This window comes from Phormidesmis sp. 146-12 (assembly GCF_052939495.1).
Genome location: NZ_JBJPHS010000012.1, coordinates 85,372 through 107,700 on the forward strand (window position 1 = coordinate 85,372; position 22,329 = coordinate 107,700).

The window sequence follows — 22,329 nt, forward strand, 5'->3', positions numbered from 1 at the left end:
AATAGCTCAGTATTCTTACGGACTTTACCCATCGTAAGTAGAGCCTAAATGATGGCTGCCCTTCTTAAGTTTGTAAAAAACCCCTGGAGAAATTTCGGTGAAGCGTCAAATTGTCAAACAAGCTCAAGCTCTATTCATTTTTCTGACACTCCTGACCTGCTTTGGCACTAAGGGACTCCACGCCCAGATTGCACCTGCCACAGACGGAACGGGAACGATCGTCACACCCAACAACAATCAATTTGACATCACCGGAGGAACTCAATCTGGAGCCAATCTATTCCAGAGCTTTCAACAGTTTGGCTTAAATCAGAATCAGATTGCCAATTTCATTTCTAATCCCAACATCCAAAATATTCTCGGTCGCGTGGTCGGTGGCGATGCGTCTGTGATTAACGGATTGATTCAAGTTAGCGGTGGAAATTCTAATCTCTACCTGGTAAATCCAGCGGGAATTATTTTTGGCAATAGCGCAAGTTTGAATGTTCCTGCATCATTCACAGCGACGACTGCAAATGCGATCGAGTTTGGTGCAAATTCCTGGTTCAACGCGGTCGGAACGAACAACTATGCTGATTTAATTGGCGCTCCTAACAGCTTTGCTTTTATCACGTCAGGAAGTTTGCTCAATGCTGGCAATCTGTCTGTAGGTCAGGGTCAGAGCCTCACACTGCTGGGTGGAACGGTGATCAATACAGGCACCCTTTCTGCGCCCGGAGGCAACATTACGATCGCCGCCATCCCCGGAGAGAAACTGGTTCGCGTTAATCAAGCGGACAGTGTCTTGAGTTTGGATCTGCCGATCGCCGATAAGTCCGTGATTAATTCCACCAATAGTCCTTTGTCACTTCCTGATTTACTGACAGGTCAGCAACTCGCAAATGCAACCGGAGTGACGGTTGAAAATGGCGTGATCAAACTGACTCGCACAGACACCCCGATTCCCTCTGATGCCGGGACGAATATTGTCAGCGGTCAAGTTTCTGCGGCTGGCGCGTCTCCTGGAATCATTCAAGTTTTGGGCGACAAAGTGGGACTGGTCAACGCCAAACTCGATGCTTCTAGCGCAAAAGATGGGGGCACCGTGTTGATTGGCGGCGACTTTCAGGGTAAAGGAACTGCGCCCAATGCCTCACGCACGACTGTCACCAACGATTCTGTAATCAGCGCTAACGCTGGAGAAATCGGTCAGGGTGGTCGGGTGATTGTCTGGTCAGATCAGGCAACTCGATTTTTTGGCACGATCAACGCTGAAGGTGGAACGATTCGCGGAGACGGTGGCTTTGTTGAGGTTTCGGGCAAAAACAATCTCAATTTTCAGGGGATGGTCTACGCTACTGCGGTGAATGGACTGAATGGCACACTGCTGCTCGACCCTAAGAATATTACGATCGCCAATCAACGGGCTGCCTACATCAGTGATCCGATCTGGGGAAGTACTGGCACCAATTCAAATACCAGTGCGATGAATTCAGTATTTGGGACAGGTAATTGGGACAACATCTCGCTGGCGACGGCGACGGGTTCTCCGTTTGCAGTGGGGACTGGCAATGACTACACCTTCATCTATTTGGATGGCAGCGACGGACGAGCCAATCGCCTCAATGCTTATCTAGCATCCAATTCGACGGCGATCGACACTTGGGTAAGGCAAGGCGGACGGCTCTTTTTGAATGCTGCACCCAACCAGGGCGGAAGCTTCTCAATGGGGTTTGGTGTCACCCTCAACTATCCTAATTCTTCCGGCAGTGTGGCTGCGGTCAATCCTGCACATCCAATTTTTAATGGGCCCTTTACACCAACCGGGACTAGCTTCTCTGGTGGCTCTTTTGCTCATGCAACCGTTTCAGGGGCAGGCTTGGCTCCTTTAGTCCGGGATGTTCCTAACCCGACCAAGATCGTTCTAGGTGAACAGTTCGTAGATCAGGGATTGGTGTTATTTGGGGGGCTGACTACAGCAAACTTTCACAATCCGCAGCCGAATGCTCAGAACTTACGATCGAACATCATTTCCTATACCAGTGGTGAGAGCAGCCTCTCAAGTGCGCTGTTTACAGACAATCCCACCGCTTCTGTAAGAATTTCACCCGGTCAAATCACAACGCTGACCAACGCCGGGACGAATGTAGTTTTGCAAGCCAATAACGACATTACGATCAAGAACGCGGTTACGAGCAATAATCCAACCGGGAATGGTGGCAACTTAACGCTACAAGCAGGTCGCAGCATTTTGGTGAACGCCAACGTCACGACAGATAACGGCAATCTCACGCTGTCTGCCAACGATGTAGGCGCGATCGCCGCTCAACGAGATCCCGGTGCCGCCGTGATCACAATGGCTCCAGGAACTAGCATCAATGCCGGGACAGGCAACGTCAATATTGCAGTCGGAACCTTTGACACAGGCGGCGATGTCACGCTGCAAAACATTCAAGGCAACACTGTCACAGTTGAAAACACTGGCACCACGAGAACGGTCAATTTGCAAGCGCCGATCGTCGCCAACACGGTTACAGGCAGTACCGCAAACATTGTGAATGTTGCCAACACCGCCAGAATTCAAAATGGGGTTGATATTGTCGCTCCAGGCGGAACGGTCAACGCAGCAGCAGGCACTTATACCGAATCGGTGACGATCGCCAAATCTCAAACGCTGAATGGTGCAGGCGCAGGCAATACGATCGTCAGCGGTGGAAATACCTCTGGAGTCTTCGCGATCAATTCTGGTACAACGGTGAATCTCAATGGGTTGACGATCGCAAACGGTAGAGCCAGCAGTCAAGGCGGTGGAATCTATAACGAGGGTGCGCTAGCGGTTGCCAACAGCATCATCCGCAACAACTCGGCTAATGGTGGGGCAGGCATCTATTCGACCAACGCTCTTAATCTCACTAACAGCACCGTCAGCAACAACACTGACACAGATTATGGGGCAGGCGTTTGGGTAATCAGTGGCACTGGAACCATTACCAACAGCACCATTTCTGGCAACCAGGGTCGATACTCTGCTGGCGTTCACAATGATGGCAATCTAACCATCAGAAATAGCACGATCGCTAACAATACCTCCACCGATCCAGGAGAAGGCGGCGGATTGGGAAGTCACGATACCGTCAACATTAGCAATTCAATTATCGCCAACAACAGTGATGCAACAAGCCCAGATGTTTCTGGCTCATTCATTGATCAAGGCAACAATCTAATCGGTAAAAGTGACGGCAGTATAGGCTTTACCAATGGGGTGAATGGCAGTGTGGTGGGCACGATCGCCGCTCCCGTCGATCCTTTGCTGGCTCCACTTGGAAACTATGGCGGGCCGACTCAAACTCATGCTTTACTGCCAGGTAGTCGTGCGATCGATGCTGGAAATAGCGCCATTCCAACCGATCAAAGAGGTGTGGCACGAGTCGGAAATCCCGATATTGGCGCATTTGAGTCAAAAGGATTTACCCTCTCGGCAACCAGTGGAACGCCCCAAAACACAACGGTCAACACGGCTTTTGCCAATCCGCTGAGTGTAACGGTTAATGCGAATGATGCGATCGAACCTGTGGCAGGCGGCATTGTTAACTTTACGGCTCCAACGACGGGGGCAAGTGCGACGGTAACCAGTCCGGCGACGATCGATGCTTTGGGTCAAGCCAGCACAATTGCAACCGCAAATACCAAAGCTGGAAGCTACACCGTCAGCGCAAATACAAGTGGAATTGCAACCCCGATTAGTTTTAATTTGACGAATGATCCGGGGGCAGCTAGTCGCTTTAATGTCGCAGGATTTGCGTCACCAACGGTTGCCGGAATCTCACAGGGATTCACCGTCACTGCATTTGATCTATTCGACAACATTGTTACAGCGTATGGTGGCACGATCGCATTTAGCAGCGATGATACGAATGCAACTTTGCCAGGTACGTCAACGTTAACAAACGGAGTCGGATCATTCACTGGAACGCTGACAACTGCGGGAACGCGATCGCTGACAGCAATGGATACGACAACTTCGACAATCACTGGAAGCCAAACCGGAATTATCGTCAATCCAGCAGCCCCCTACTTCATCGGTGCAACAGGTGGACAAGCCCAAAGTACAACCGTCAACACAGCTTTTGCGGCCAATCTACAAGCAACGGTATACGATATTTACAACAATGTGATTCCGAATGTGAACGTTGTATTTCAATCTCCCGAAAGCGGTGCGAGTAGCATTTTTACCGGAAGTACAACGCTGGTCACTGATGCCAACGGGACGGTTTCGATTCCCATTCGAGCCAACACGATCGCCGGAAATTTCACCACGATCGGGAGTGCAGGCGCAGCCATTCCCGCCAACTTTGACCTGAGAAACCTACCCGACGCACCTTCTAGCATCACGCCCACAAACGGATCGGGGCAAACTGCACGAGTCAATACGGCCTTTACAAACCCGCTACAAGCGCTCGTCACCGACCAGTTTGGCAACCCGATTCCCAACAGCACTGTGACGTTTAGCGTGCCAACACTCGGCCCCAGTGGCCGCTTTACCGGAGAAGTCACCACGATTAACGCCAACACAGACGCAACTGGAACCGCAACCGTCACGATCGCAGCCAATACCATCTTTGGAAGCTATACCGGAAACGCTAGTGTGAATGGAGTTTCAACCACTGCCAACTACACCTTATTCAACAACACAGGCAATCCTGCACAAATCGCTGGAACAAACGGCACCCTGCAACAAACGATCGTCAACACGCCTTTCAACAATGCGCTACAAGCGATCGTGCGAGATGAGTTTGGCAATCCGGTGAATGATGTTGCGGTGACATTAAGTTTGCCGACAGTTGGAGCCAGCGGCCGTCTAACAGGAGAAGTCACAACGCTGACCACGCGCACTGACGAAACGGGTCAGGTTCGCATTCCCATACAAGCCAACACGATCGCTGGAAGCTTCACCGCCACTGCCACCGTTTCGGGCATCACTCCCGCTAACTTTAGCCTCATCAATCAGCCCGATCGTCCCGCTTCGGTTACCGCTTCTGGAGGAACGCCCCAAAATGCCACCATTCGGCAAGCCTTCTCCAATCCCTTACAGGCAAAGGTCAGCGATCGATTTGGCAATCCCATCCCCAGCATAACGGTAACCTTCCAGGTGCCAACTCAAGGGCCGACAGGTCGCTTTAACGGCAACTTCACCACGCACTCATCGGCCACCGACGCTGCGGGAATTGCCAGAGTGACGATCGTCGCCAACGACAAAAAAGGCAGCTTTACAGGCACGGCAGCAACCGAGGGAGTCGATACCATCACCCGCTTTAGGTTGACCAATGATTCCGTCTTCAAACTGGACGAAGAAACCCGACTGGGACGAGATCTCAAGCAAGCTGCTCCTCCATCGCCTGCTGTTACGCCTGACACACCCAATTCGATTCTCTGTGCTGTTAAGACAAAGCCCGAATCGAGTTTAGATGACTATCAAGGCGTTCGTGAATGTGTGCGAGAAGTCGTCGTCAATCCGCGATCGATTAAGTCATCATCCAAGTCTCAGTAATTCAAAATCTCATTCGCTGGTGTGTGATCTGTGTTACCGTGTCTTGCGGTTATCAAAGACCTGAAGCCGTCATTCTCCAGCGTTCAACCTTCTCAGATTAAATTTTCAGTCTCAGCCGTTTAACCAAGGGTACTAGTCCGATGTCTTTAAGGTCTTTTGTGGTGAGTTGTGGAGTTGCCTTTCCAGTCATTCTGGCGGTCTTTGCGATGTCTGCCCCGACGATCGCTCAATCCGACCCCACCACGCTTCCCAATCCCAGCCTCGATCGCTTTCCGCAGCCGATTCCCAGTCCTCAGCCCCTCCCGCCCAGCGACCAGCAACCGACGTTGCCCACACCCACACCCACTCCGACCGCTCCCGAACTCACTGCCCCAGTTACCATTCCCGTTCGCAAAATCGAAGTGACGGGCAGCACGATTCTCAAGCCAGGTGACATCACGCCGATTACTACGCCGATCGAAGGTCGCTCTGTCAGCCTCGAAGAATTGAGAACGGTTGCAGACGCGATTACTCAGCTTTACTTAAACCGGGGTTTCATCACGTCGAGAGCCGTTTTGGTGGATCAGGCGATCGTCGAGGGCGTGGTGCAAATTCGGGTGGTTGAAGGGTCACTTGAAAGAATTGATATCGAGGGCACTCAGCGATTGAAGCCGTCCTACGTTCGCAGTCGCGTTCAACTTGGGGCGGGCGTTCCGTTGAACAAAGACCGCCTAGAAGATCAGCTAAGACTGCTCAAATCTGACCCGCTGTTTGACAATGTAGAAGCCAGTCTACGCCCCGGAACTGGACTCGGACAAAGCATTCTCACCCTGCGAGTCAAAGAATCTCAAGCCGTGAACGGCTACATCGGGGTGGATAACTTCTCGCCACCGAGCGTCGGATCTGAGCGACTGGGTGCCGTTTTGAGCTACCGCAACCCGACCGGACTAGGGGATGAAGTGAGTGTCTCCTACTTTCGATCGCTCCAGGGTGGCTCGAATGTGTTTGACTTTAACTATCGGGTGCCTGTGAATGCGATGAATGGCACAGTTCAGCTTCGCGTGTCTCCTAGTAAGAGTAGAATTATTGCCTCTGATTTTGCAGCCTTTGACATTCGGAGTAATACGACGCTTTATGAAGTCAGCTATCGTCAGCCGATTATCCGCACGCCCCGCGAAGAATTAGCGCTTTCTCTAGGCTTTGCTTTTCAAGACGGGCAAACCTTTCTTTTTAACGACACCCCTTTCCCATTTGGAATTGGCCCCGACGCAGATGGCAATAGCCAGACTCGTGTACTGAAGTTTGGTCAAGATTATGTAAGACGAGACCCTCAAGGAGCTTGGGCGCTACGATCGCAGTTTAGTCTCGGTCTGGATGTGTTCGATGCTACGACCAATAATGATCCGGTTCCTGATGGTCGCTTTTTTAGCTGGTTGGGTCAGATTCAGCGCGTTCAGCGTCTTGGCAACAATCACTTATTAATCGCTCAAGCGGATGTGCAATTGACTCCAGACAGTTTGTTACCGTCTCAGCAGTTTGTAATTGGGGGCGGACAATCTCTGCGGGGCTATCGGCAAAATGCGCGATCGGGTGACAATGGTTTCCGGCTGTCTCTCGAAGATCGAATTGCCATTTTGCGCGATGCGTCTGGGGTGCCAACCTTGCAGCTTGCGCCCTTTATCGAAGCTGGCTCAGTCTGGAACAAATCGAGCAATCCTAATAAGCTAACCAACGAAACTTTCTTGGCCGCCGCCGGGCTTGGACTCATCTGGGAACCTGCTCCCCGGTTTGTGGTGCGTCTCGACTATGCCATCCCGTTTGTCAGACTGACCGACGAAGGCAACAATGCTCAAGACAAGGGGTTCTTTTTCAGTGTGGGCTACCGCCTCTAATCGGTTGAGCGAGGAATGGGATTGAATGCGGGTTCACCAGATGTGGAATTGTCCGATTTCTCGCTTTTGTTTTTAGAACCTGCCAACGACGCAGCTCATCCACCCCAAGGCGAGTCGATCGCCAGACAAGAGAACTAGAGAAGGATGAGTGCAGCGATTTGTTGGGATTGCTATTCACCCTTTCAACGTCTGCCTGATCGCTCACTTTGGGAAGAAGCCAGGCTGGTTTGGTGAAGTTCGAGTCAACCTGAGTTTTGGTGGGGCTTTGTACGGAGAGAACCCATTCCATAGACTTGCGCTTGAGTTCTTCTAAGGAACGCGAGTTTATTAGCCTGAAATTCTCTAAATATGCTTGGTCAGTTGATTTTGGCTTCGTTTTAATGGGTTGCAGCCCCTAAATCTCTCAAATTTGGGAAACTTTGAAGCTCAAACCCGTTTTGAATTCCAGAATTTTTTGATCTCAAAGTCCCCCAGAATGGGGAATTTAGGGGGCGAAGTCGCTTGGCAATAAACGATCTTATTTAATTCGCGATTCTAAGGAAGCTTGTCGTGGCACCAACTTGAGTTTAAGGTCTCCTGGGGAGGTTGATGGTTCCATAGACCTGAGCTTGCGTTCTTTTTAGGAAACTTGTGACTCCATAGACTTGAGCTTGCGTTCTGCTGAGGAAGGCTTAGGTGGATTGGTTAGAGGAACGAATCGCGACAACATGGATTCACTCTGAGTACTAAAAGAATCGTACCATTTGACACTGTTCATATCTCCCTCGCAAGCTACTTGTGCGGCTCTTAGCAGTTGTCTTTGATAGTCAAGAATGCCATTCAGCCATCTCCACCTTGCCACGTTAAATTAACAGCGTGAGTGTTTTGTCCTTGGACTTCAAATGGGCAAAATCTCGGCTAAGAATCACTATCTTCTCCGCCACAATAGTTGTAAGCATCAAGAACTCCTTCAGAAACATTTTCGAGGAATTTTTGTATGTCCCAAGTCCGGTCAAGATTGAAGCTGTTATGAATAAGCTTTTCTACTAAAACTGCCTCACAGTAACAATCCAACTACTCACAACCAAACACCTCTCAATCAATCTGCTCTCGCCAACAGTGTCTATGAACGTTCCTCCAATAACCCAAGCCAGCTAACGGCTAAAGTGAGCGGCTGCCAGTAACGTTTGCCACAACACCAAGCATCTCTGCCAGTCCGCTCCAACCGGGTGGTTATGCAGCGATCGCCATAAGCTACAAAACAAAACAGACCGTAAGTTTACATCTCGTCATTCCAATTTATAGGCGTAATCGTCTGATTTATCCAGTCTTCCCGCAGAATTCCATAGCAAATTGAATCTAACCGTTTGCCATCGACAGTCACCCAAGCTTTTCGGAAGTGCCCCTCTTTTACATAATTGCACTGTAAAAAAACTTTCCGCATCGCGAGGTTATCAACACAAGTACTGCCCTCAATGCGTTCAAGTTCAGACCATGTTTCAAACAAATAAGCCGTCAACCATTGAAGTGCTCTCTTACCAATGCCTTGTCCTCGATACTCAGATTGAATGCGTAAATCGAACATAGGAGAACCATCATCGATGTCATCGAGATCGAACAATCGAATCAATCCAACTCGTTGATCGGAGTTAGCAACAATCCAAAAGGTCTGACAATTAGTTCCAGTAAATTCGCCCTGGTCAACCCATTCCAGCACTTTTTCTCGGCTCAGTTGAGGATCTCTGTGATACATCCAGCGATCGCTCGACAACCAATCTGCTAATAACTCACGCTCTGTGCCGATCAATAGAGATTGAAAAGAAAGTTGTAGGCTCATCATTTAACGTTGCTAACGTTGATTCAACGAGATTGCACTCAATGCTAAACGATAAATAGCTTTAGCTTGTTCCCTCACCGACAAATTGAGCCGCATAACGTCCGCGCTCACCGGACACAGGCAACTTCTCAAACTCAACCGACTAATCTCATTGTTCTGGTGCAGCGACTTGTTGTGCCGCGATCTCTACGGCGAGGTTGACTGATTGTTCAACGGATTATCCAACTCGGCAAAAGCCATTTTTACAGAGCTACGAACACCTTTCCAATCTCGTTCTGACAACTGACCAATTTGCACAATATTGGTAGAAGTTGGTAGCGTAACAATGAAACTCCGAAACACGGATTCAACTCTTAGCCCGGATGCTGCCCAATCTTGAAGCACGTAATCCGTCGCGCCTAATCCTTTCATTTGAGAAGTAATCAGACCGACAATAAGATCTGGACGAATCGCATAATTACGTTGCAGATGACAAAACAACAGCGGGACGACGTTTCATTCCGGTTGCACCCGGAAAATCAACGCTCACCAAATCACCAGGATTAAATGACACTAAACAGCCTCCTCATCGAGGAACAGGGAAGCTGAATATTGCAACGAGAAATTAACAACATCCATCTGATCCTGCTCAGTCCAAGCATCACTTTGGTCAATCATAGGCGAATCTTGCTGAACTAACTCATTCAGAATTAGCGTTGCCAACCGCAAGCGTTCTGTCGGCGATAAAGCTCGAATGACCTCGTTATAAACTTGTTGAGCAGTGGGTGCCATATCAGAGTCTCCTAGTCATCATTCCATCAGCCTAGCACTTCTCCAACCGACCTTAATCATTGCCAAACCACACCCTCTAAATGTCGCTAGGATCTTCTGCGTCTGACGCTTCATTGCCTTCTTGCGATGTAACAAAAAGCAGTTTTACACCTTCGCGTGAATGCTGTTTGTGCCACAAGCCACATGGAACGATAAAAATGCTCCCTGTATGCAGAGAAACTTCCTTCACATAACCATCACTCAAAACTGTGACATCTACATTACCTGCCAAGATGTGAAGAAGCTCATCATCGGGGTGACGCTCCCAGGGCGTTGAGCCTGAGAAGCAGACCATCCCCATCATGCATTGATTGAAATTACCAAGTACTTTCATTGCTGCGCTGGCATCATTACTTGCGGTTTGCTCTGTAATTTCGAGCTTGCCGACAGATTCAAGTGCAGATTGTATGTCTATCGTGTCCATGTTTGCCTCTTAAAAACGACTGAGACAGATCTAGTACATTTGCTCAAAATGGTCAAGTACCGACACGATAAGCCTCCTGACCAATGACTTCAAACCACTGCCACCAGCCGAAACGTGAGCGGCATAACGACTAAGATAAGCGGCGGCAGATAGCCTTGACGACTCTACCAAGATATTTTGACCGTCCGCTTCATCGACTTGTTAGCCTGCGGCAATGACAGATGAATCTTAGCAAACATAGCTCGAAATAAAATTCTTAAGAAAATCAATGAAGACTCGAACTTTAAGTGGAATATAAGCACGCGAAGGATAAACAAGCCAAGCAGCGGTGCTAAAATCTGCTGCCGTCACTTCGTAATCTGGAAACACGTTGATGAGTATCCCAGCTTGTAGATCCTCGCCAATCAGCCAGTTCGGAAGCAGAGCTAAACCCATCCCTGCGATCGCGCAGTGCTGAAGAGCGATTGCGCTAGAAATTAACGTGCGTCCAAAAACTGGAACTTCGCTCAGTTCTCCCTTCTGATCCTTGAAGATCCATCTAGATCGAAACCCTGCGAACGGAAATAGTAGACAGTTATGCTGCGCTAAATCGACGGGGTTTTTAAGTTGTTCCGATCGCTTGAGATAATCTGAACTGGCACAAACAAAGTAGTGAGTCGGCATCAGTTGTTGGGCAATAAGGGCTGAGTCTGGAAGAAGTCCAAGTCGAATCGCCAGATCGATTCGTTCGGCGAACAAATCAACAATGGTGTCGGACAGCAGTATATCGACTGTGAGATCGGGGTACAGTCGATTAAACTCGGTCAATAGCGGCACAATGCACTTGAGACCAAAAGAAACGGAAGCTGTGACGCGAAGTTTTCCTTTGGGTTGGCTGGAAACATCTGTCGCGATGGCAGTGGCTTGATGGAGTTCTTCAACCAGTGACTCGACACGCTCAAAATAGGTCATCCCGGCTTCGGTCGGGGATAATTGCCGCGTGGTGCGCTGGAATAATCGGATTCCTATTTCTGCTTCTAGACCTGCGATCGCCCGTGAAACCGAAGAAGGATCGAGATTGCGATCGCGGGCAACAGCGGCAAAACTACCTTGCCTGAAAACTTCCACGAAGAGTTGCAGTACTGATATATCCATTGTTAAAGGGTTCACATAACCTGCTAATCCACGATTTCCCTACCTAAAATCTTACCTCAAGGAAGGAGGATTCGTGCAACTTCCGCATGAGAGTCGTTCATGAGTTTACGTTTATTTGTTTTATCGCAGCAGGTATCTTTAGCTAATTGTCCGACTTGAGCAATATTTCGATCTAATTATGTTTCAGCGTAAATTATTGCGATTTCTGATTGCTTTCGTGGCTGGATTTATGTCCACGCTGGTATTTCATCAAGGAATGCTGGCTTTTTTACATGCGATCGCTTTCACACCCATTGCCCCTTATCCAAGTGCCCCAACTAGACCGTTTGGAATTCCCTTCTTCTGGTCTTTAGCCTTTTGGGGAGGAGTTTGGGGAATGGGTCTGGCTGTTGTGCTCAATCGAATTCTACAGCGTTTTTTCTACTGGGGCGTAGCATTCCTATTTGGGATGCTTGCTCCTACGCTAGTTTCAATTTTTGTGGTGTTCCCGCTGCAAGGAGTTCCGGTTACGCCGAACGGAATTTTCTTGGGTTTGATCCTGAATGCCGCTTGGGGCACTGGTACTGCATTCTTTTTGCAATTTCAGTCTCGCTCACTCAACAATTCATAGGATGAAGTGAAAGGAGTAGAACCATTGAACCTTCAAAATGCACTATACGAAACGCTAATTTGGATTCAGAATTTAGGCACTGTTAGCGCAGTTGTATTCATCGGGCTGTATATTTTAGCAACTGTTTTGTTTATTCCAGGTTCGATTCTAACATTAGGAGCAGGTGTGGTTTTTGGTGTTGCTCTAGGAACGATTTATGTGTTTATCGGAGCAACGATCGGTGCGACATTGGCATTTCTCATCGGACGATATCTGGCGCGAGGCTGGGTGGCTAAGCGAATCGCTAGTCATGATAAATTCAGCGCGATCGATGCTGCGATCGCACGCGAAGGGCTAAAGATTGTTTTGCTCACGCGCTTATCCCCCGTTTTTCCCTTTGTCCTTTTGAACTATGCTCTGGGCATCACGCAAGTGTCTTTGCGGGACTATGTTCTCGGCTGTGTAGGCATGATTCCTGGAACCATGATGTATGTGTACATTGGTTCTTTGGCAGGTAGTCTGGCGACCATTCAGAACTCAGGTCAAAGTCCGGAAGCCCAGAGAGTGCAATGGGTCATCCGCATCGTTGGCTTGATTGCAACTGTCGCAGTGACGCTCTATATCACCCGCATTGCCCGCAGCGCTCTTCAGAAAAGCGTCAATTCACGATAACGTTCAGACTTTGCAAATAGGTTTTCACGATGCTAGAAGAATTGATTACTGCTCCACTTGATATTCATAATCAACGCCTGATTTCGCATGTGCATCCAATGGACTGGGTGAATCCTCAACCTGCCAATTGTTACGATCTCGTCGTGATTGGAGCCGGAACTGCTGGATTGGTTGTTGCCGCAGGGGTCGCAGGATTAGGGCTAGGATTGAAGGTGGCACTGATCGAAAAACATTTAATGGGCGGAGATTGCCTTAACATGGGCTGTGTACCAGGGCAAACGCATGAAAATTGTTGATCCTTTCAGATTAAGGATTTCAGCCTCTAAGCATTTCTGCCCATGAGGTCTGGAAGCCTTGCAGGGCAGTCACCCAATTTTTTTATGCGTTTGCCCTGACTACCGGGATGGGCAGTACCGCGAAATTTATATTGCAGAATCAGAAACAGAACCCCTGCTGGGGATGGCACTACTTTACGATCATCGATTGCAGGTTGATGCTGTTGAGGGTGGAAGCGTCAGAATTGAAACTTTGTGATCCTGGTTAGAAGCCTATCGATGAGGCACAGTCTAACAATGCGATCGAGCGGGGCACAATAATGTAATTGAGATGATTAAATCCAAGAAGGCAGTCCACGAGTAATTCTTATTCCACCTATCACCGCACCTTAACAAAACAAGTCGCTGCGTCTCAAAATAGTTGTCTGATTTGCAAAGGTTGTTCGCGCGGCGGTAAGCCTAGTCGTTGCCTGGGACTGTTGAACAATGCTGTCTTAAGTTTGATGGGCGGAGGGAGAATCGAACTCCCATACCTTTCGGTGCCACATTTTGAGTGTGGTGCGTCTACCAGTTTCGCCATCCGCCCGTTTTCGCTTCACCATTGTAGCTTACTTTTCGATCTTGCAACAAGGATTCATAAGTTTGGCTACTGGCCCAGCGATCGATTTCTCGCGCCCGCAAAACCGGAACCGGATGAGTTAGCTGTGCCGTCTGCAACTGCTTCAACATCTCGCCTAGCTCGTTTTTGCTAACGTCGTCATAGGCTCTCGCTTGAGCGATGAAGGCATCTAGATTTAGTTGGCTCGACAGCGAGGGCGAGCCTCCCGACAGTTTCATCATCACCGACATAATTGTTCTGGGGTCTTGAGTAGCGAGCAGGGCAGCACGATCGCACGTAAATTCTGCACATCTCACCCAGGCTAAAATTTGGCTCTGCAATCCCTGCGTCAAAAATTCTCCCAGAGGAAGCTGGCCCGCCGCCAAAACCATAATGTTGGCCAGCGTCAGATAAACCCCGTGATCACATTTGAGATGTCCCAACTCGTGAGCAATGACCGCCTGAATTTCTTCGGGAGTCAGCAACTCAATCAGCGACGTGTGCATGACGACGAAGGGCTGTTTGCCACGCATCGCAAAGGTGTAAGCATTGGGCACCGGGTGTTGACGGACATACAGTTGAGGCGGCTCAATGTCCAACACGCGGCAGGCTTCAATTAACAAACCGTGAAGGTGAGGAAGCTGTTGCTCACTGACCAGAATGCTGGAGGCGATATTTTCTAGATAAAAAAACTGTTCTGCCACGGGGCCCAGCAGATTACGGATCACCATATCCAATCCGGGAAGCTGCTTGAGGGCATTGGTGGCTTCCAAATCCAGAGGGTGGCGGAATTGATCAGCCTTTAATCCAATCAAAAGAGACTTTGAGAAAGACATGTGGGGAGCTAGAAAGGACTCTCAAAGTCAGTATAGCGAACAGGGAGGAGGGATGAGCGAACAGGGAGGAGGGATGAGGGATGAAGGATGAAGGTCGATCGAGTGCCATTCATCGTTCATCAGGTCATCGCTGGAGTTAGGTTGACGAAACGGGAGAATCGACAGGGGTTAGCATCGGCTCCGTGATGGTGTCTTCCTGGACGCGCTGAAGTTTGGCTCCGAGCTTTTGAAGTTTGAGTTCCAGGTGTTCGTAGCCGCGATCGAGGTGCTGTAATCCCTGAAGCGTGGTCTTGCCTTCGGCTGCCAAAGCTGCCACCACTAGGGCCGCAGAGGCTCTCAAGTCAGTCCCCACTACAGGCGCACCCGACAGCATCGAAACGCCGCGAATAATGGCGTGATTGCCTTTGACGCGAATGTCTGCCCCCATTCGGTTTAATTCGGGGACGTGTCCCAGGCGATTTTCAAACACCGTTTCGCTAATCACACTGTCACCCTCCGCCAGGGTCAATAGAGACACAAACGGAGCCTGCACATCTGTGGGAAAACCAGGGTAAGGCAGGGTTTCGATGTCGGTCGATCGATAACGCTGTTTGGGCAAAATTCGCATCCGATTCGGACTGTCCATCACGGTTCTGATGCCGATTTCCTGCATTTTGGCCAGGATCGCCGTGATGTGGTCAGGAATGATAGGAGACAGGGTGATTTCTGATCGCGTGATCGCCCCCGCCATCAAAAACGTCGCCGCTTCAATGCGATCGGGAATGATGCTGTAGTCAGTTGTGTGCAGATGGGGTACGCCAGAAATGACGATCGTATTCGTCCCGGCTCCTCGGATTTTGGCTCCCATCGCTCGACAAAAATTGGCCAGATCTGCAACTTCTGGTTCTTGAGCGGCGTTCTCGATCGTCGTCTCACCGTCTGCCAGCGTCGCCGCCATCATCAAGGTTTCCGTCGCGCCCACACTGGGATAGTCGAGATAAATTTTGGCCCCTTTTAGCCGCTTGCTGGTTCCTGTCACATGGGCGTGAACGATTCCATGCTCGATTTGTACATTTGCGCCCATTGCCTGCAAGCCACGCACATGAAGATCAACGGGACGGGCCCCGATCGAGCAGCCCCCCGGTAACGGCACCCGCGCCACCCCCAATCTCGCCAACAGCGGCCCAATCACAAAAAAGCTGGCCCGAAGCTGACTCACCAACTCATAAGGCGCTTTTGAATGACTGATCTGGGTTGCGTCAATATCCAGAACATCTCCGTGCTGCCGAAATTTCACGCCCAGCGCTGATAGAAGCTCACCCATGCGAGTCACATCCGCCAGCAGCGGAACATTGCGAATCCGGCAGTCTTGAGAACACAGCAACGCTCCTGCAATCACCACCAGAGCCGCATTTTTAGCCCCACTGATGTTGACATGACCACTTAGAGGCGTTTTGCCCCAGATTTGAAGTACCGAGTTACTTTCTTCGGGGGAAGAATAAGAATTAGACAGGTTGAGAGCGGAAGTAATGGGTTTGTCCTCCTGGGTTAATATTTTTACAACGTCAAATTTGGTTTCGATTCTACCGGAAACTTCGTAGATGTCCAGCCTTTCATCTGACAGTCGCTAAAAACAACCGTGTGAGTCGCTTCTGGTATCAACAAAATTCTTTTAAGGTCACGCTTGACAAACTATGAACTCATGCAGCAGTATAGGAGATCGTGACGCTAAAACAGTTCATGCGGGACTGGCGGAATTGGTAGACGCGCTAGATTCAGGTTCTAGTGTTCGCAAGGACTTCCGGGTTCAAGTCCCGGGTTCCGCATCTTTGACAAAAAGACTCTGCACTAGACTAAAAAGTTTTGAGCGGGGTCTTTTGTTTGTGAAGAGCCTTTGGTTACGCCGTGAATTTGCTTACGAGCGATCGTGTGTTTGTAACGAAAGTTTAATCATTCTGCGACTCCTAAAGTTCAGTACTGCCTTGCAATGTTAACCAGCCTGCAAAATCCGCTTGTCAAGCAGCTACGCAAATTGCATCGCGCCAAAGACCGTCGAGAGCAGCAGCTTTTTTTGATCGAAGGAACGCATTTAATCGAAGAAGCCTGTCTCGCTCAAGTGCCCTTTGTCACCGTTTGCTACACAGAAACCTGGTTGAGTCAGCACCCTAATCTGGGGCAGAAAGCCATTGAAACGGCTCAACGATCGCTCCTTGTCGCCCCTGAAGTCCTCAAAGCGATCGTCACCACCGTCGAACCAGACGGCATCGTTGCCACTATTGAACGGATTCATACCAATTCGATTCATCTCCCTCAACTCGGACTGATGCTGCAAACCATCCAAGATCCGGGCAATTTGGGGACGATGATTCGCACGGCGGCGGCGGCAGGGGCAGATGGACTGTGGCTGAGTCACGACAGCGTAGATCTGGATAATCCGAAGGTGTTGCGATCGTCCGCAGGTCAGTGGTTTCGATTGCCGATGGCGGTGAGTGCGGATTTGAGGACAGAAATTCTCAACTGCAAGGCGGCAGGAATGCAGATTGTGGCCACCGTTCCGACCGCAACGCAGACTTATTGGCAAGTGGATTTTTGTCGGCCCAGCCTGATTTTGTTGGGTAATGAAGGGGCGGGACTGTCTGAAGACTTGAGAGCGCTGGCAGATTGTCAGGTGACGATTCCCTTAAGTCCAGGGGTGGAGTCGTTAAATGTGGCGATCGCCGCCGCCCTACTGTTGTATGAAGCAAAAAGACAGAGCGCCTCTGAAGATTCGACAAATCTGGCTTAAGGAGACGTTTAGAAAGCCTTCAAGGTCAGCAACCGAAGTAAAGGATTCATCGGATTCAGGGGGCGAAAGCTATTTTTCTTCTCTCGCCTGCATAAATTGCTCAATATCTGCTACAGCCTGCTCTAGACTCGCCAGACTCATTTCAGGTTCGCTGTCTTCTTGGTTGGGAGCCGCTTCTTGGGGAGAAACTGGCACAGGTTGCCCATCAACACCTAACGTTTCTTGGAGCTTGTCGAGCGACTCAAAAAAGGCTTCTGTTGCGGCACGTCGCAGTTCTTGCTGATGCGAATCCATAGTGCTTGACTCCAAATTCAAGGATCAAAACGCCGAACGGCTGTGGCTTGAAACCGAGTGCCCGTCAGAAAATCGGGTCGGCAACCTCTCAAAAAATCACTCAGAGAGCGACACTTAACCATCGGCGTAAAGCGGGTTGATCCAGTTTTCACAGATTTCTACCCTCACTAAGATGCCCATTCCCGATCGAATATTCAACCCGCCGAAATCGTATCATAGGCCTCACTCACCAGAGAACAGTTGTCTGATGCGCCCTACACAGATGAGAATAAAGAAGAGAAACTGCACCGGGAGGACGACGTGACGAGCGAATTTGATTATGATTTGGTCATTATTGGCGCAGGCGTTGGGGGGCATGGTGCGGCTCTTCACGCGGTCGATTGTGGGCTAAAGACTGCCATCATCGAAGCAGCAGATATGGGCGGCACCTGTGTTAATCGAGGCTGCATTCCCTCCAAAGCTTTGTTGGCGGCCGCTGGGCGAGTTCGTGAGTTGCGTGATGCACACCATTTGAAGTCATTGGGTATTCAAGTTGGAGATGTGGCGTTTGATCGTCAAGCGATCGCCGATCATGCCAGCGGGATTGTCACCAAGCAGCGAGAAGGCTTAATTGGTAGCTTAAAGCGCATCGGTGTAGACGTAATTCAGGGCTGGGGACGGGTCGCCGGGTCGCAAAAAGTCTCCGTCACGACCGACGCGGGCGAGAAAATTATTCGGGCGAAAGACATTATTCTGGCACCCGGCTCTATCCCGTTTGTGCCGCCGGGAGCGCAGATTGATGGTAAGACCGTCTTCACCAGTGACGATGCGATCAAGCTAGAAAGCCTGCCCCCCTGGATCGCGATCGTCGGCAGCGGCTACATCGGTCTAGAATTTGCAGATGTTTACACGGCTCTAGGTTGTGAAGTGACGATGATCGAAGCGCTGGATCAACTGATGCCAGGGTTTGACCCCGACATTGCCAAGCTGGCCCAACGCATTCTGATCACGCCTCGCGACATTGAAACTAAAGTCGGCATGTTAGCGATGAAGGTGACACCGGGATCGCCCGTCGTGATTGAGCTTGCAGACGCTAAGACCAAAGAGATTGTCGAAGTTTTAGAAGTCGATGCCTGCTTGATCGCCACAGGTCGGATTCCGGTCGCCAAAGACATGGGACTCGAAACCGTCAGCGTCGAACTCGATCGCCGGGGTTACATTCCCGTCAACGATCGTATGGAAGTCCTGTCAGATGGTGAGTCGGTGCCTCATCTGTGGGCGATCGGTGACTCGACGGGCAAAATGATGCTGGCTCATACGGCGGCCGCTCAAGGAGTCGTGGCCATTGAGAACATTTGCGCTCGTCCCCGCGAAATCGACTATCGCAGCATTCCCGCAGCCGCCTTTACCCATCCCGAAATCAGCTTTGTGGGCATGACCGAACCTGCGGCCAAAGAATTGGGCAAGACTGAAGGGTTTGAAGTATCTGCTGTCCGAACTTACTTTAAAGGCAACGCCAAAGCGATCGCGGAAGGAGAATCTGAAGGCATCGCCAAACTAATCTACCGCTCCGACACGGGCGAAGTTTTGGGGGCCCACATTATCGGACTCCACGCCGCAGATTTGATTCAAGAAGCCGCCAACGCGATCGCCAACCGTCAATCTGTCCACTCGCTGGCCTTCCTCGTCCACACCCATCCCACGCTGTCCGAGATTTTAGACGAAGCCTACAAACGGGCGGCAACGCATTGAGGGATGAGGGATGAGGGAAGAGGGAGGAGGGATGAAAAGTAAGTTGTACTGATTTGAGTCGCACCTGATTTGAAAGCCTGACCTGTGTTTTCTCAATCTCACACCTCACATCTCCTCCCTTTTTCCTCCCTCCTCCCTCTTCCCTCTTCCCTCCTCCCTCCTCCCCCATCCCTACTCCCTCCTTCATCCCTTCCCCGAATTGCGTTACGCTACTAATGAGATTCTGCTGGAGGCCCGCCCCTCTTGCAGTCGCGCCATGTCAAGTTTTGCTATTTGTGACTAGCCCAATGGAGATTCGCCGTCGTTCGCCCAATCCTGGGGTGTCTGTGCAGGAATTACGCTATCTGTCTACGATTCCCGGCTCTGAACCGCGTCATATTTTGGAGGAAATCGTCTGGCACAAAGAAGTCGAAGTTGACCAAAAGCGCGATCGGGTGCCTTTGATTGAATTGCAGAAAAAAGTGCTGACGACTCCGGCTCCTCGTGACTTTTTGGCAGCGCTGCAAAACGGCAAAACGACCCCGGCTGTGATTGCAGAGGTAAAAAAGGCCTCTCCAAGTAAGGGGGTGATTCGCGAAGATTTTGACCCAGTGACGATCGCTCAGTCTTACGAAACGGGGGGCGCAACTTGCCTGTCGGTGCTGACGGATCAGAAGTTCTTTCAGGGGAGCTTTGAAAACCTGGCAGCCATTCGCCAAGCAGTGGATCTACCGCTATTGTGTAAAGACTTCATCATTTATCCCTATCAAATGTATTGGGCCCGATCGCAGGGCGCAGATGCCGTTTTGCTGATTGCTGCGATCCTCTCTGACAAAGATTTGCAGTATTTCCTGAAGATTGTCAAAACATTGGGCATGACTGCTCTGATCGAGGTGCATACTCTAGAAGAACTTGATCGCGTTCTGTCGCTAGAGGGCGTGACGATGGTGGGCATCAACAATCGGAATCTCAAAGATTTCTCGGTTGACCTGCACACCACGACTCATTTGCTGTCTGAGCGACGAAGCCAGCTTCTCGATCGGAATATTCTGGTCGTGAGCGAATCGGGACTCCACACCTCCGACGATCTGAGCCTGGTGTCACAAGCAGGTGCTAAAGCTGTCCTGATTGGCGAATCGTTAATCAAGCAGCCTGATCCTGGTCAAGCCCTCGCGCAACTCGTTGGGGCTAGACTTTAGACGAATGAACTTTAGACATTTGAACTTGAGTACATTCATGCGTCTAAAATCCAGGATTCTACATCTGTCTGGTTTTTTCTGCTCAATCTTATTTACCCGCAGTAGGTTAGCGTTACATGGAGCCAATTCCTCTTCCTTCGCACATTCACTACGAATTACTGCTGCAACTCTTAGAGCGTCAGACGATGTTTGCAGTCGGCTACAAAGGGAAACAGCGCGAACAGGTTCAGCAGTTGATCATTACGCTTCGCAAGGCGCTTTCTCAACAGAAACAGCTAGAGTCTGAGTGCGATCGCCTCAAGCTACCGATCGAATATCGCTGGTCACTCAACCGAGTCGAAGCGCCTCCCCTAGAAGCCGCTATCTTGCCACAGGAGCCAAAAGTTTAGAGATTGCCGCAGCCCATCGCAAAACTTAATCGGTTACGGAGGCAGGAAACGGCCAATCCGTGTAAGCTATATCGCAATATTTATGATCGCTCAAGACCCTTTTTGGCTGCGCGGGTAGCTGAATTTTGGGAGCGATTTTTGGGAGGTTCCAGGTGGTCGAGCCGAACTCTTCTCATGGTTCTGAATGGGCGGATCAGGACTCCGTTAGTTTTACAGTGGACACTTCAACGGCGGCAGCGCTAGACCAGCTACAACAGCGACTTCGTAACCAGACGGAACGGATTCAAAATCTAGAGCAAGCGCTGGATCAGTCGATCGCTAATCTTAATGAACTGCGATCGCAGATTACTGACCAGCAGTTTTTAGAGCATCAACTCGCCTCGACCGAAGAAATCGCCAACGTCCAGCAGCAGGCTATCCACCAGCTCAAGCTGCTATTTGCCAAAAAACAAGCCTCATTAGAGCAAGAAATCCACGCCTCTAGAGAGCGAGAACGTCACTATCAAGCCTTATTAGAAGCCGCAGAAGCGTCTCTACAGAGCCAACAGTGCGAGTTAGAGCAGCTACGGGCCCTGTCCGATCGCTCCGAGATCCAGCAGCGTCAGATCGAAGCGTTACAGTCCTCTCTAGAGCAGCAATCTGGTTCAGAGTTAGAAGCGGCTCGATCGCAGATCGCCAGTCTAGAAGCGCAGTTGGGTGACGCACAAAAACAAATCATGCGGCTCTATCGAGAGTTGAGCGATCGTCACACTGCAATCAACGAGCTAGAAGCGCGACTAGAAGGAGATTTTGCCCCAGAAACAATTGCTTCGAGTTACGCGCAAGGGATGGACTCTCCCCCCGTCTCAGAAGTCAGCCTGCCACCCAGAGTCGAAGAACTCGAAGCGCAGATCGCCAAACAGATGGCCAATCAAGTCCTCCTTCAGCAAGCTTGTCAGGAATTGGAAGCCGATCGAGAACTCAGTCAAACGCGCATTGCCGAGCTAGAGCGACAATCTGCCGAAATGCAAGAGCAAATTCTCAGTCAGGCCCAGCAGGCCAGCGAGTATGAGGCCGCCGTACAGCACTGGAAAGATCGCTTTTACAATGCTCAAGAAAAGGTGACGCGGCTCAAAGACGTGTTGGATCAGATTCCCAACCTCCCACCGGAAGTCGCAGACCTCTTTGCCGCCCTTCAAACGATGGAAGCGGGGCGAACCTTCAAAACTGAGCCGTCAAATCCAGACAAAATTGACCTTCCAGACTTTCTCACCCGCCGCCGCATCTACCGCAATCGCACCTAGCTTTGCTTTAACGTGAATTCGGTGAGATTGGGGGCAGAAGCGCAGAACATCGAAGCGAAAAAAGTTGTCGAACTGACGTACCTTTAACGTGAGTTCGATGGACTAAAAAATGGCAGGGGGCAGAGCCGGCAAGCCTTT

20 protein-coding genes and 2 tRNA genes are annotated in these 22,329 nt (G+C 50.2%); 11 read left to right on the plus strand and 11 right to left on the minus strand.

Annotation, left to right across the window (positions count from 1 at the left end; all coding sequences use genetic code 11):
* Nucleotides 1-97 precede the first annotated feature (97 nt).
* Nucleotides 98-5,527, plus strand: a complete 5,430-nt coding sequence (locus ACKFKF_RS08060) for a beta strand repeat-containing protein (RefSeq protein ID WP_446867272.1) — start codon at nt 98-100, stop codon at nt 5,525-5,527.
* Between the two features lie 140 nt (nt 5,528-5,667).
* Nucleotides 5,668-7,398, plus strand: a complete 1,731-nt coding sequence (locus ACKFKF_RS08065) for a ShlB/FhaC/HecB family hemolysin secretion/activation protein (RefSeq protein ID WP_446867273.1) — start codon at nt 5,668-5,670, stop codon at nt 7,396-7,398.
* Here ACKFKF_RS08065 and ACKFKF_RS08070 read toward each other — a convergent pair.
* The 6 genes from ACKFKF_RS08070 to ACKFKF_RS08095 form a co-directional block, all read right to left on the minus strand.
* On the minus strand, nt 7,376-7,687 hold the full coding sequence (locus ACKFKF_RS08070; protein ID WP_446867274.1) for a hypothetical protein: 312 nt from the start codon (nt 7,685-7,687) through the stop codon (nt 7,376-7,378). The two genes, ACKFKF_RS08065 and ACKFKF_RS08070, sit on opposite strands and share 23 nt — an antisense overlap.
* 969 nt (nt 7,688-8,656) lie before the next feature.
* Complete coding sequence (locus ACKFKF_RS08075; RefSeq protein ID WP_446867275.1) at nt 8,657-9,214, minus strand: GNAT family N-acetyltransferase; 558 nt, start codon at nt 9,212-9,214, stop codon at nt 8,657-8,659.
* A 186-nt stretch (nt 9,215-9,400) separates the two neighbouring features.
* Nucleotides 9,401-9,625, minus strand: a complete 225-nt coding sequence (locus tag ACKFKF_RS08080; RefSeq protein WP_446867276.1) for a hypothetical protein — start codon at nt 9,623-9,625, stop codon at nt 9,401-9,403.
* Nucleotides 9,626-9,766: 141 nt separating this feature from the next.
* Entirely contained in the window at nt 9,767-9,985 is a 219-nt protein-coding gene (locus ACKFKF_RS08085; RefSeq protein ID WP_446867277.1) for a hypothetical protein, read from the minus strand.
* Between the two features lie 76 nt (nt 9,986-10,061).
* Nucleotides 10,062-10,448: a cupin domain-containing protein gene (locus ACKFKF_RS08090; RefSeq protein WP_446867278.1), complete on the minus strand. Its 387-nt coding sequence runs from the start codon at nt 10,446-10,448 to the stop codon at nt 10,062-10,064.
* A gap of 228 nt (nt 10,449-10,676) precedes the next feature.
* Entirely contained in the window at nt 10,677-11,582 is a 906-nt protein-coding gene (locus ACKFKF_RS08095) for a LysR substrate-binding domain-containing protein (RefSeq protein WP_446867279.1), read from the minus strand.
* Between the two features lie 178 nt (nt 11,583-11,760).
* On the opposite strand from ACKFKF_RS08095, the gene ACKFKF_RS08100 reads away from it, so the two are divergent.
* Genes ACKFKF_RS08100 through ACKFKF_RS08110 form a run of 3 tightly spaced genes read left to right on the plus strand, consistent with a single transcriptional unit; the run spans nt 11,761 to nt 13,139 of the window.
* Nucleotides 11,761-12,192, plus strand: a complete 432-nt coding sequence (locus ACKFKF_RS08100; RefSeq protein ID WP_446867280.1) for a hypothetical protein — start codon at nt 11,761-11,763, stop codon at nt 12,190-12,192.
* Nucleotides 12,193-12,216: 24 nt separating this feature from the next.
* A complete protein-coding gene (locus tag ACKFKF_RS08105) occupies nt 12,217-12,843 on the plus strand; it encodes a TVP38/TMEM64 family protein (protein ID WP_446867281.1) in 627 nt (208 codons plus the stop codon).
* A 29-nt stretch (nt 12,844-12,872) separates the two neighbouring features.
* Nucleotides 12,873-13,139 (plus strand): FAD-dependent oxidoreductase, encoded by a 267-nt coding sequence (locus tag ACKFKF_RS08110; protein ID WP_446867282.1) that lies wholly within the window; start codon nt 12,873-12,875, stop codon nt 13,137-13,139.
* Between the two features lie 483 nt (nt 13,140-13,622).
* Here the strand turns inward: ACKFKF_RS08110 and ACKFKF_RS08115 are convergent.
* The 3 genes from ACKFKF_RS08115 to murA all read right to left on the minus strand — a co-directional run bounded on the left by ACKFKF_RS08115 (nt 13,623) and on the right by murA (nt 16,140).
* A tRNA-Leu gene (locus ACKFKF_RS08115) sits at nt 13,623-13,704 on the minus strand.
* A complete protein-coding gene (locus ACKFKF_RS08120; RefSeq protein WP_446857637.1) occupies nt 13,683-14,552 on the minus strand; it encodes a M48 family metallopeptidase in 870 nt (289 codons plus the stop codon). Before ACKFKF_RS08120 ends, ACKFKF_RS08115 begins: the two co-directional genes overlap by 22 nt.
* Before the next feature lie 136 nt (nt 14,553-14,688).
* On the minus strand, nt 14,689-16,140 hold the full coding sequence (murA, locus tag ACKFKF_RS08125; RefSeq protein WP_446867287.1) for a UDP-N-acetylglucosamine 1-carboxyvinyltransferase: 1,452 nt from the start codon (nt 16,138-16,140) through the stop codon (nt 14,689-14,691).
* A 133-nt stretch (nt 16,141-16,273) separates the two neighbouring features.
* On the opposite strand from murA, the gene ACKFKF_RS08130 reads away from it, so the two are divergent.
* Both ACKFKF_RS08130 and ACKFKF_RS08135 read left to right on the plus strand, forming a co-directional pair.
* Nucleotides 16,274-16,357: transfer RNA gene (locus tag ACKFKF_RS08130), tRNA-Leu, on the plus strand.
* A 161-nt stretch (nt 16,358-16,518) separates the two neighbouring features.
* Complete coding sequence (locus ACKFKF_RS08135) at nt 16,519-17,316, plus strand: TrmH family RNA methyltransferase (protein WP_446867283.1); 798 nt, start codon at nt 16,519-16,521, stop codon at nt 17,314-17,316.
* Nucleotides 17,317-17,385: 69 nt separating this feature from the next.
* On the opposite strand, the gene ACKFKF_RS08140 is transcribed toward ACKFKF_RS08135, so the two are convergent.
* Together ACKFKF_RS08140 and ACKFKF_RS08145 are read right to left on the minus strand one after the other, a co-directional pair.
* Nucleotides 17,386-17,610, minus strand: a complete 225-nt coding sequence (locus ACKFKF_RS08140) for a hypothetical protein (protein ID WP_446857635.1) — start codon at nt 17,608-17,610, stop codon at nt 17,386-17,388.
* A 17-nt stretch (nt 17,611-17,627) separates the two neighbouring features.
* Nucleotides 17,628-17,762 carry a hypothetical protein gene (locus tag ACKFKF_RS08145; RefSeq protein WP_446867284.1) on the minus strand — a complete coding sequence of 45 codons (135 nt, stop codon included), beginning with the start codon at nt 17,760-17,762 and terminating at the stop codon, nt 17,628-17,630.
* 88 nt (nt 17,763-17,850) lie between these two features.
* Between ACKFKF_RS08145 and lpdA the strand changes: the two genes are divergently transcribed.
* The 4 genes from lpdA (at nt 17,851) to ACKFKF_RS08165 (ending at nt 22,191) form a co-directional block, all read left to right on the plus strand.
* Nucleotides 17,851-19,341, plus strand: a complete 1,491-nt coding sequence (gene lpdA, locus ACKFKF_RS08150; protein WP_446867285.1) for a dihydrolipoyl dehydrogenase — start codon at nt 17,851-17,853, stop codon at nt 19,339-19,341.
* Nucleotides 19,342-19,628: 287 nt separating this feature from the next.
* Entirely contained in the window at nt 19,629-20,519 is an 891-nt protein-coding gene (gene trpC / locus ACKFKF_RS08155) for an indole-3-glycerol phosphate synthase TrpC (RefSeq protein ID WP_446857633.1), read from the plus strand.
* A 116-nt stretch (nt 20,520-20,635) separates the two neighbouring features.
* Complete coding sequence (locus tag ACKFKF_RS08160) at nt 20,636-20,908, plus strand: DUF5340 domain-containing protein (protein ID WP_446857632.1); 273 nt, start codon at nt 20,636-20,638, stop codon at nt 20,906-20,908.
* Nucleotides 20,909-21,060: 152 nt separating this feature from the next.
* The gene (locus tag ACKFKF_RS08165) at nt 21,061-22,191 is read left to right on the plus strand and encodes a hypothetical protein (protein ID WP_446867286.1); all 1,131 of its coding nucleotides are present in this window, start codon (nt 21,061-21,063) and stop codon (nt 22,189-22,191) included.
* The last annotated feature ends 138 nt before the right edge of the window (nt 22,192-22,329 follow it).

Excerpts from the sequence above, each read along its gene's own strand:
- ACKFKF_RS08135 (WP_446867283.1), top strand. The coding sequence starts at position 16,519 with ATGTTAACCAGCCTGCAAAATCCGCTTGTCAAGCAGCTACGCAAATTG.
- trpC (WP_446857633.1), top strand. The coding sequence starts at position 19,629 with ATGGAGATTCGCCGTCGTTCGCCCAATCCTGGGGTGTCTGTGCAGGAA.
- ACKFKF_RS08100 (WP_446867280.1), top strand. The coding sequence starts at position 11,761 with ATGTTTCAGCGTAAATTATTGCGATTTCTGATTGCTTTCGTGGCTGGA.
- ACKFKF_RS08090 (WP_446867278.1), bottom strand. The coding sequence starts at position 10,448 with ATGGACACGATAGACATACAATCTGCACTTGAATCTGTCGGCAAGCTC.
- ACKFKF_RS08070 (WP_446867274.1), bottom strand. The coding sequence starts at position 7,687 with ATGGAATGGGTTCTCTCCGTACAAAGCCCCACCAAAACTCAGGTTGAC.
- ACKFKF_RS08065 (WP_446867273.1), top strand. The coding sequence starts at position 5,668 with ATGTCTTTAAGGTCTTTTGTGGTGAGTTGTGGAGTTGCCTTTCCAGTC.
- ACKFKF_RS08095 (WP_446867279.1), bottom strand. The coding sequence starts at position 11,582 with ATGGATATATCAGTACTGCAACTCTTCGTGGAAGTTTTCAGGCAAGGT.
- ACKFKF_RS08120 (WP_446857637.1), bottom strand. The coding sequence starts at position 14,552 with ATGTCTTTCTCAAAGTCTCTTTTGATTGGATTAAAGGCTGATCAATTC.
- ACKFKF_RS08080 (WP_446867276.1), bottom strand. The coding sequence starts at position 9,625 with ATGAAAGGATTAGGCGCGACGGATTACGTGCTTCAAGATTGGGCAGCA.
- ACKFKF_RS08085 (WP_446867277.1), bottom strand. The coding sequence starts at position 9,985 with ATGGCACCCACTGCTCAACAAGTTTATAACGAGGTCATTCGAGCTTTA.
- ACKFKF_RS08075 (WP_446867275.1), bottom strand. The coding sequence starts at position 9,214 with ATGAGCCTACAACTTTCTTTTCAATCTCTATTGATCGGCACAGAGCGT.
- ACKFKF_RS08110 (WP_446867282.1), top strand. The coding sequence starts at position 12,873 with ATGCTAGAAGAATTGATTACTGCTCCACTTGATATTCATAATCAACGC.
- ACKFKF_RS08140 (WP_446857635.1), bottom strand. The coding sequence starts at position 17,610 with ATGGATTCGCATCAGCAAGAACTGCGACGTGCCGCAACAGAAGCCTTT.
- ACKFKF_RS08160 (WP_446857632.1), top strand. The coding sequence starts at position 20,636 with ATGGAGCCAATTCCTCTTCCTTCGCACATTCACTACGAATTACTGCTG.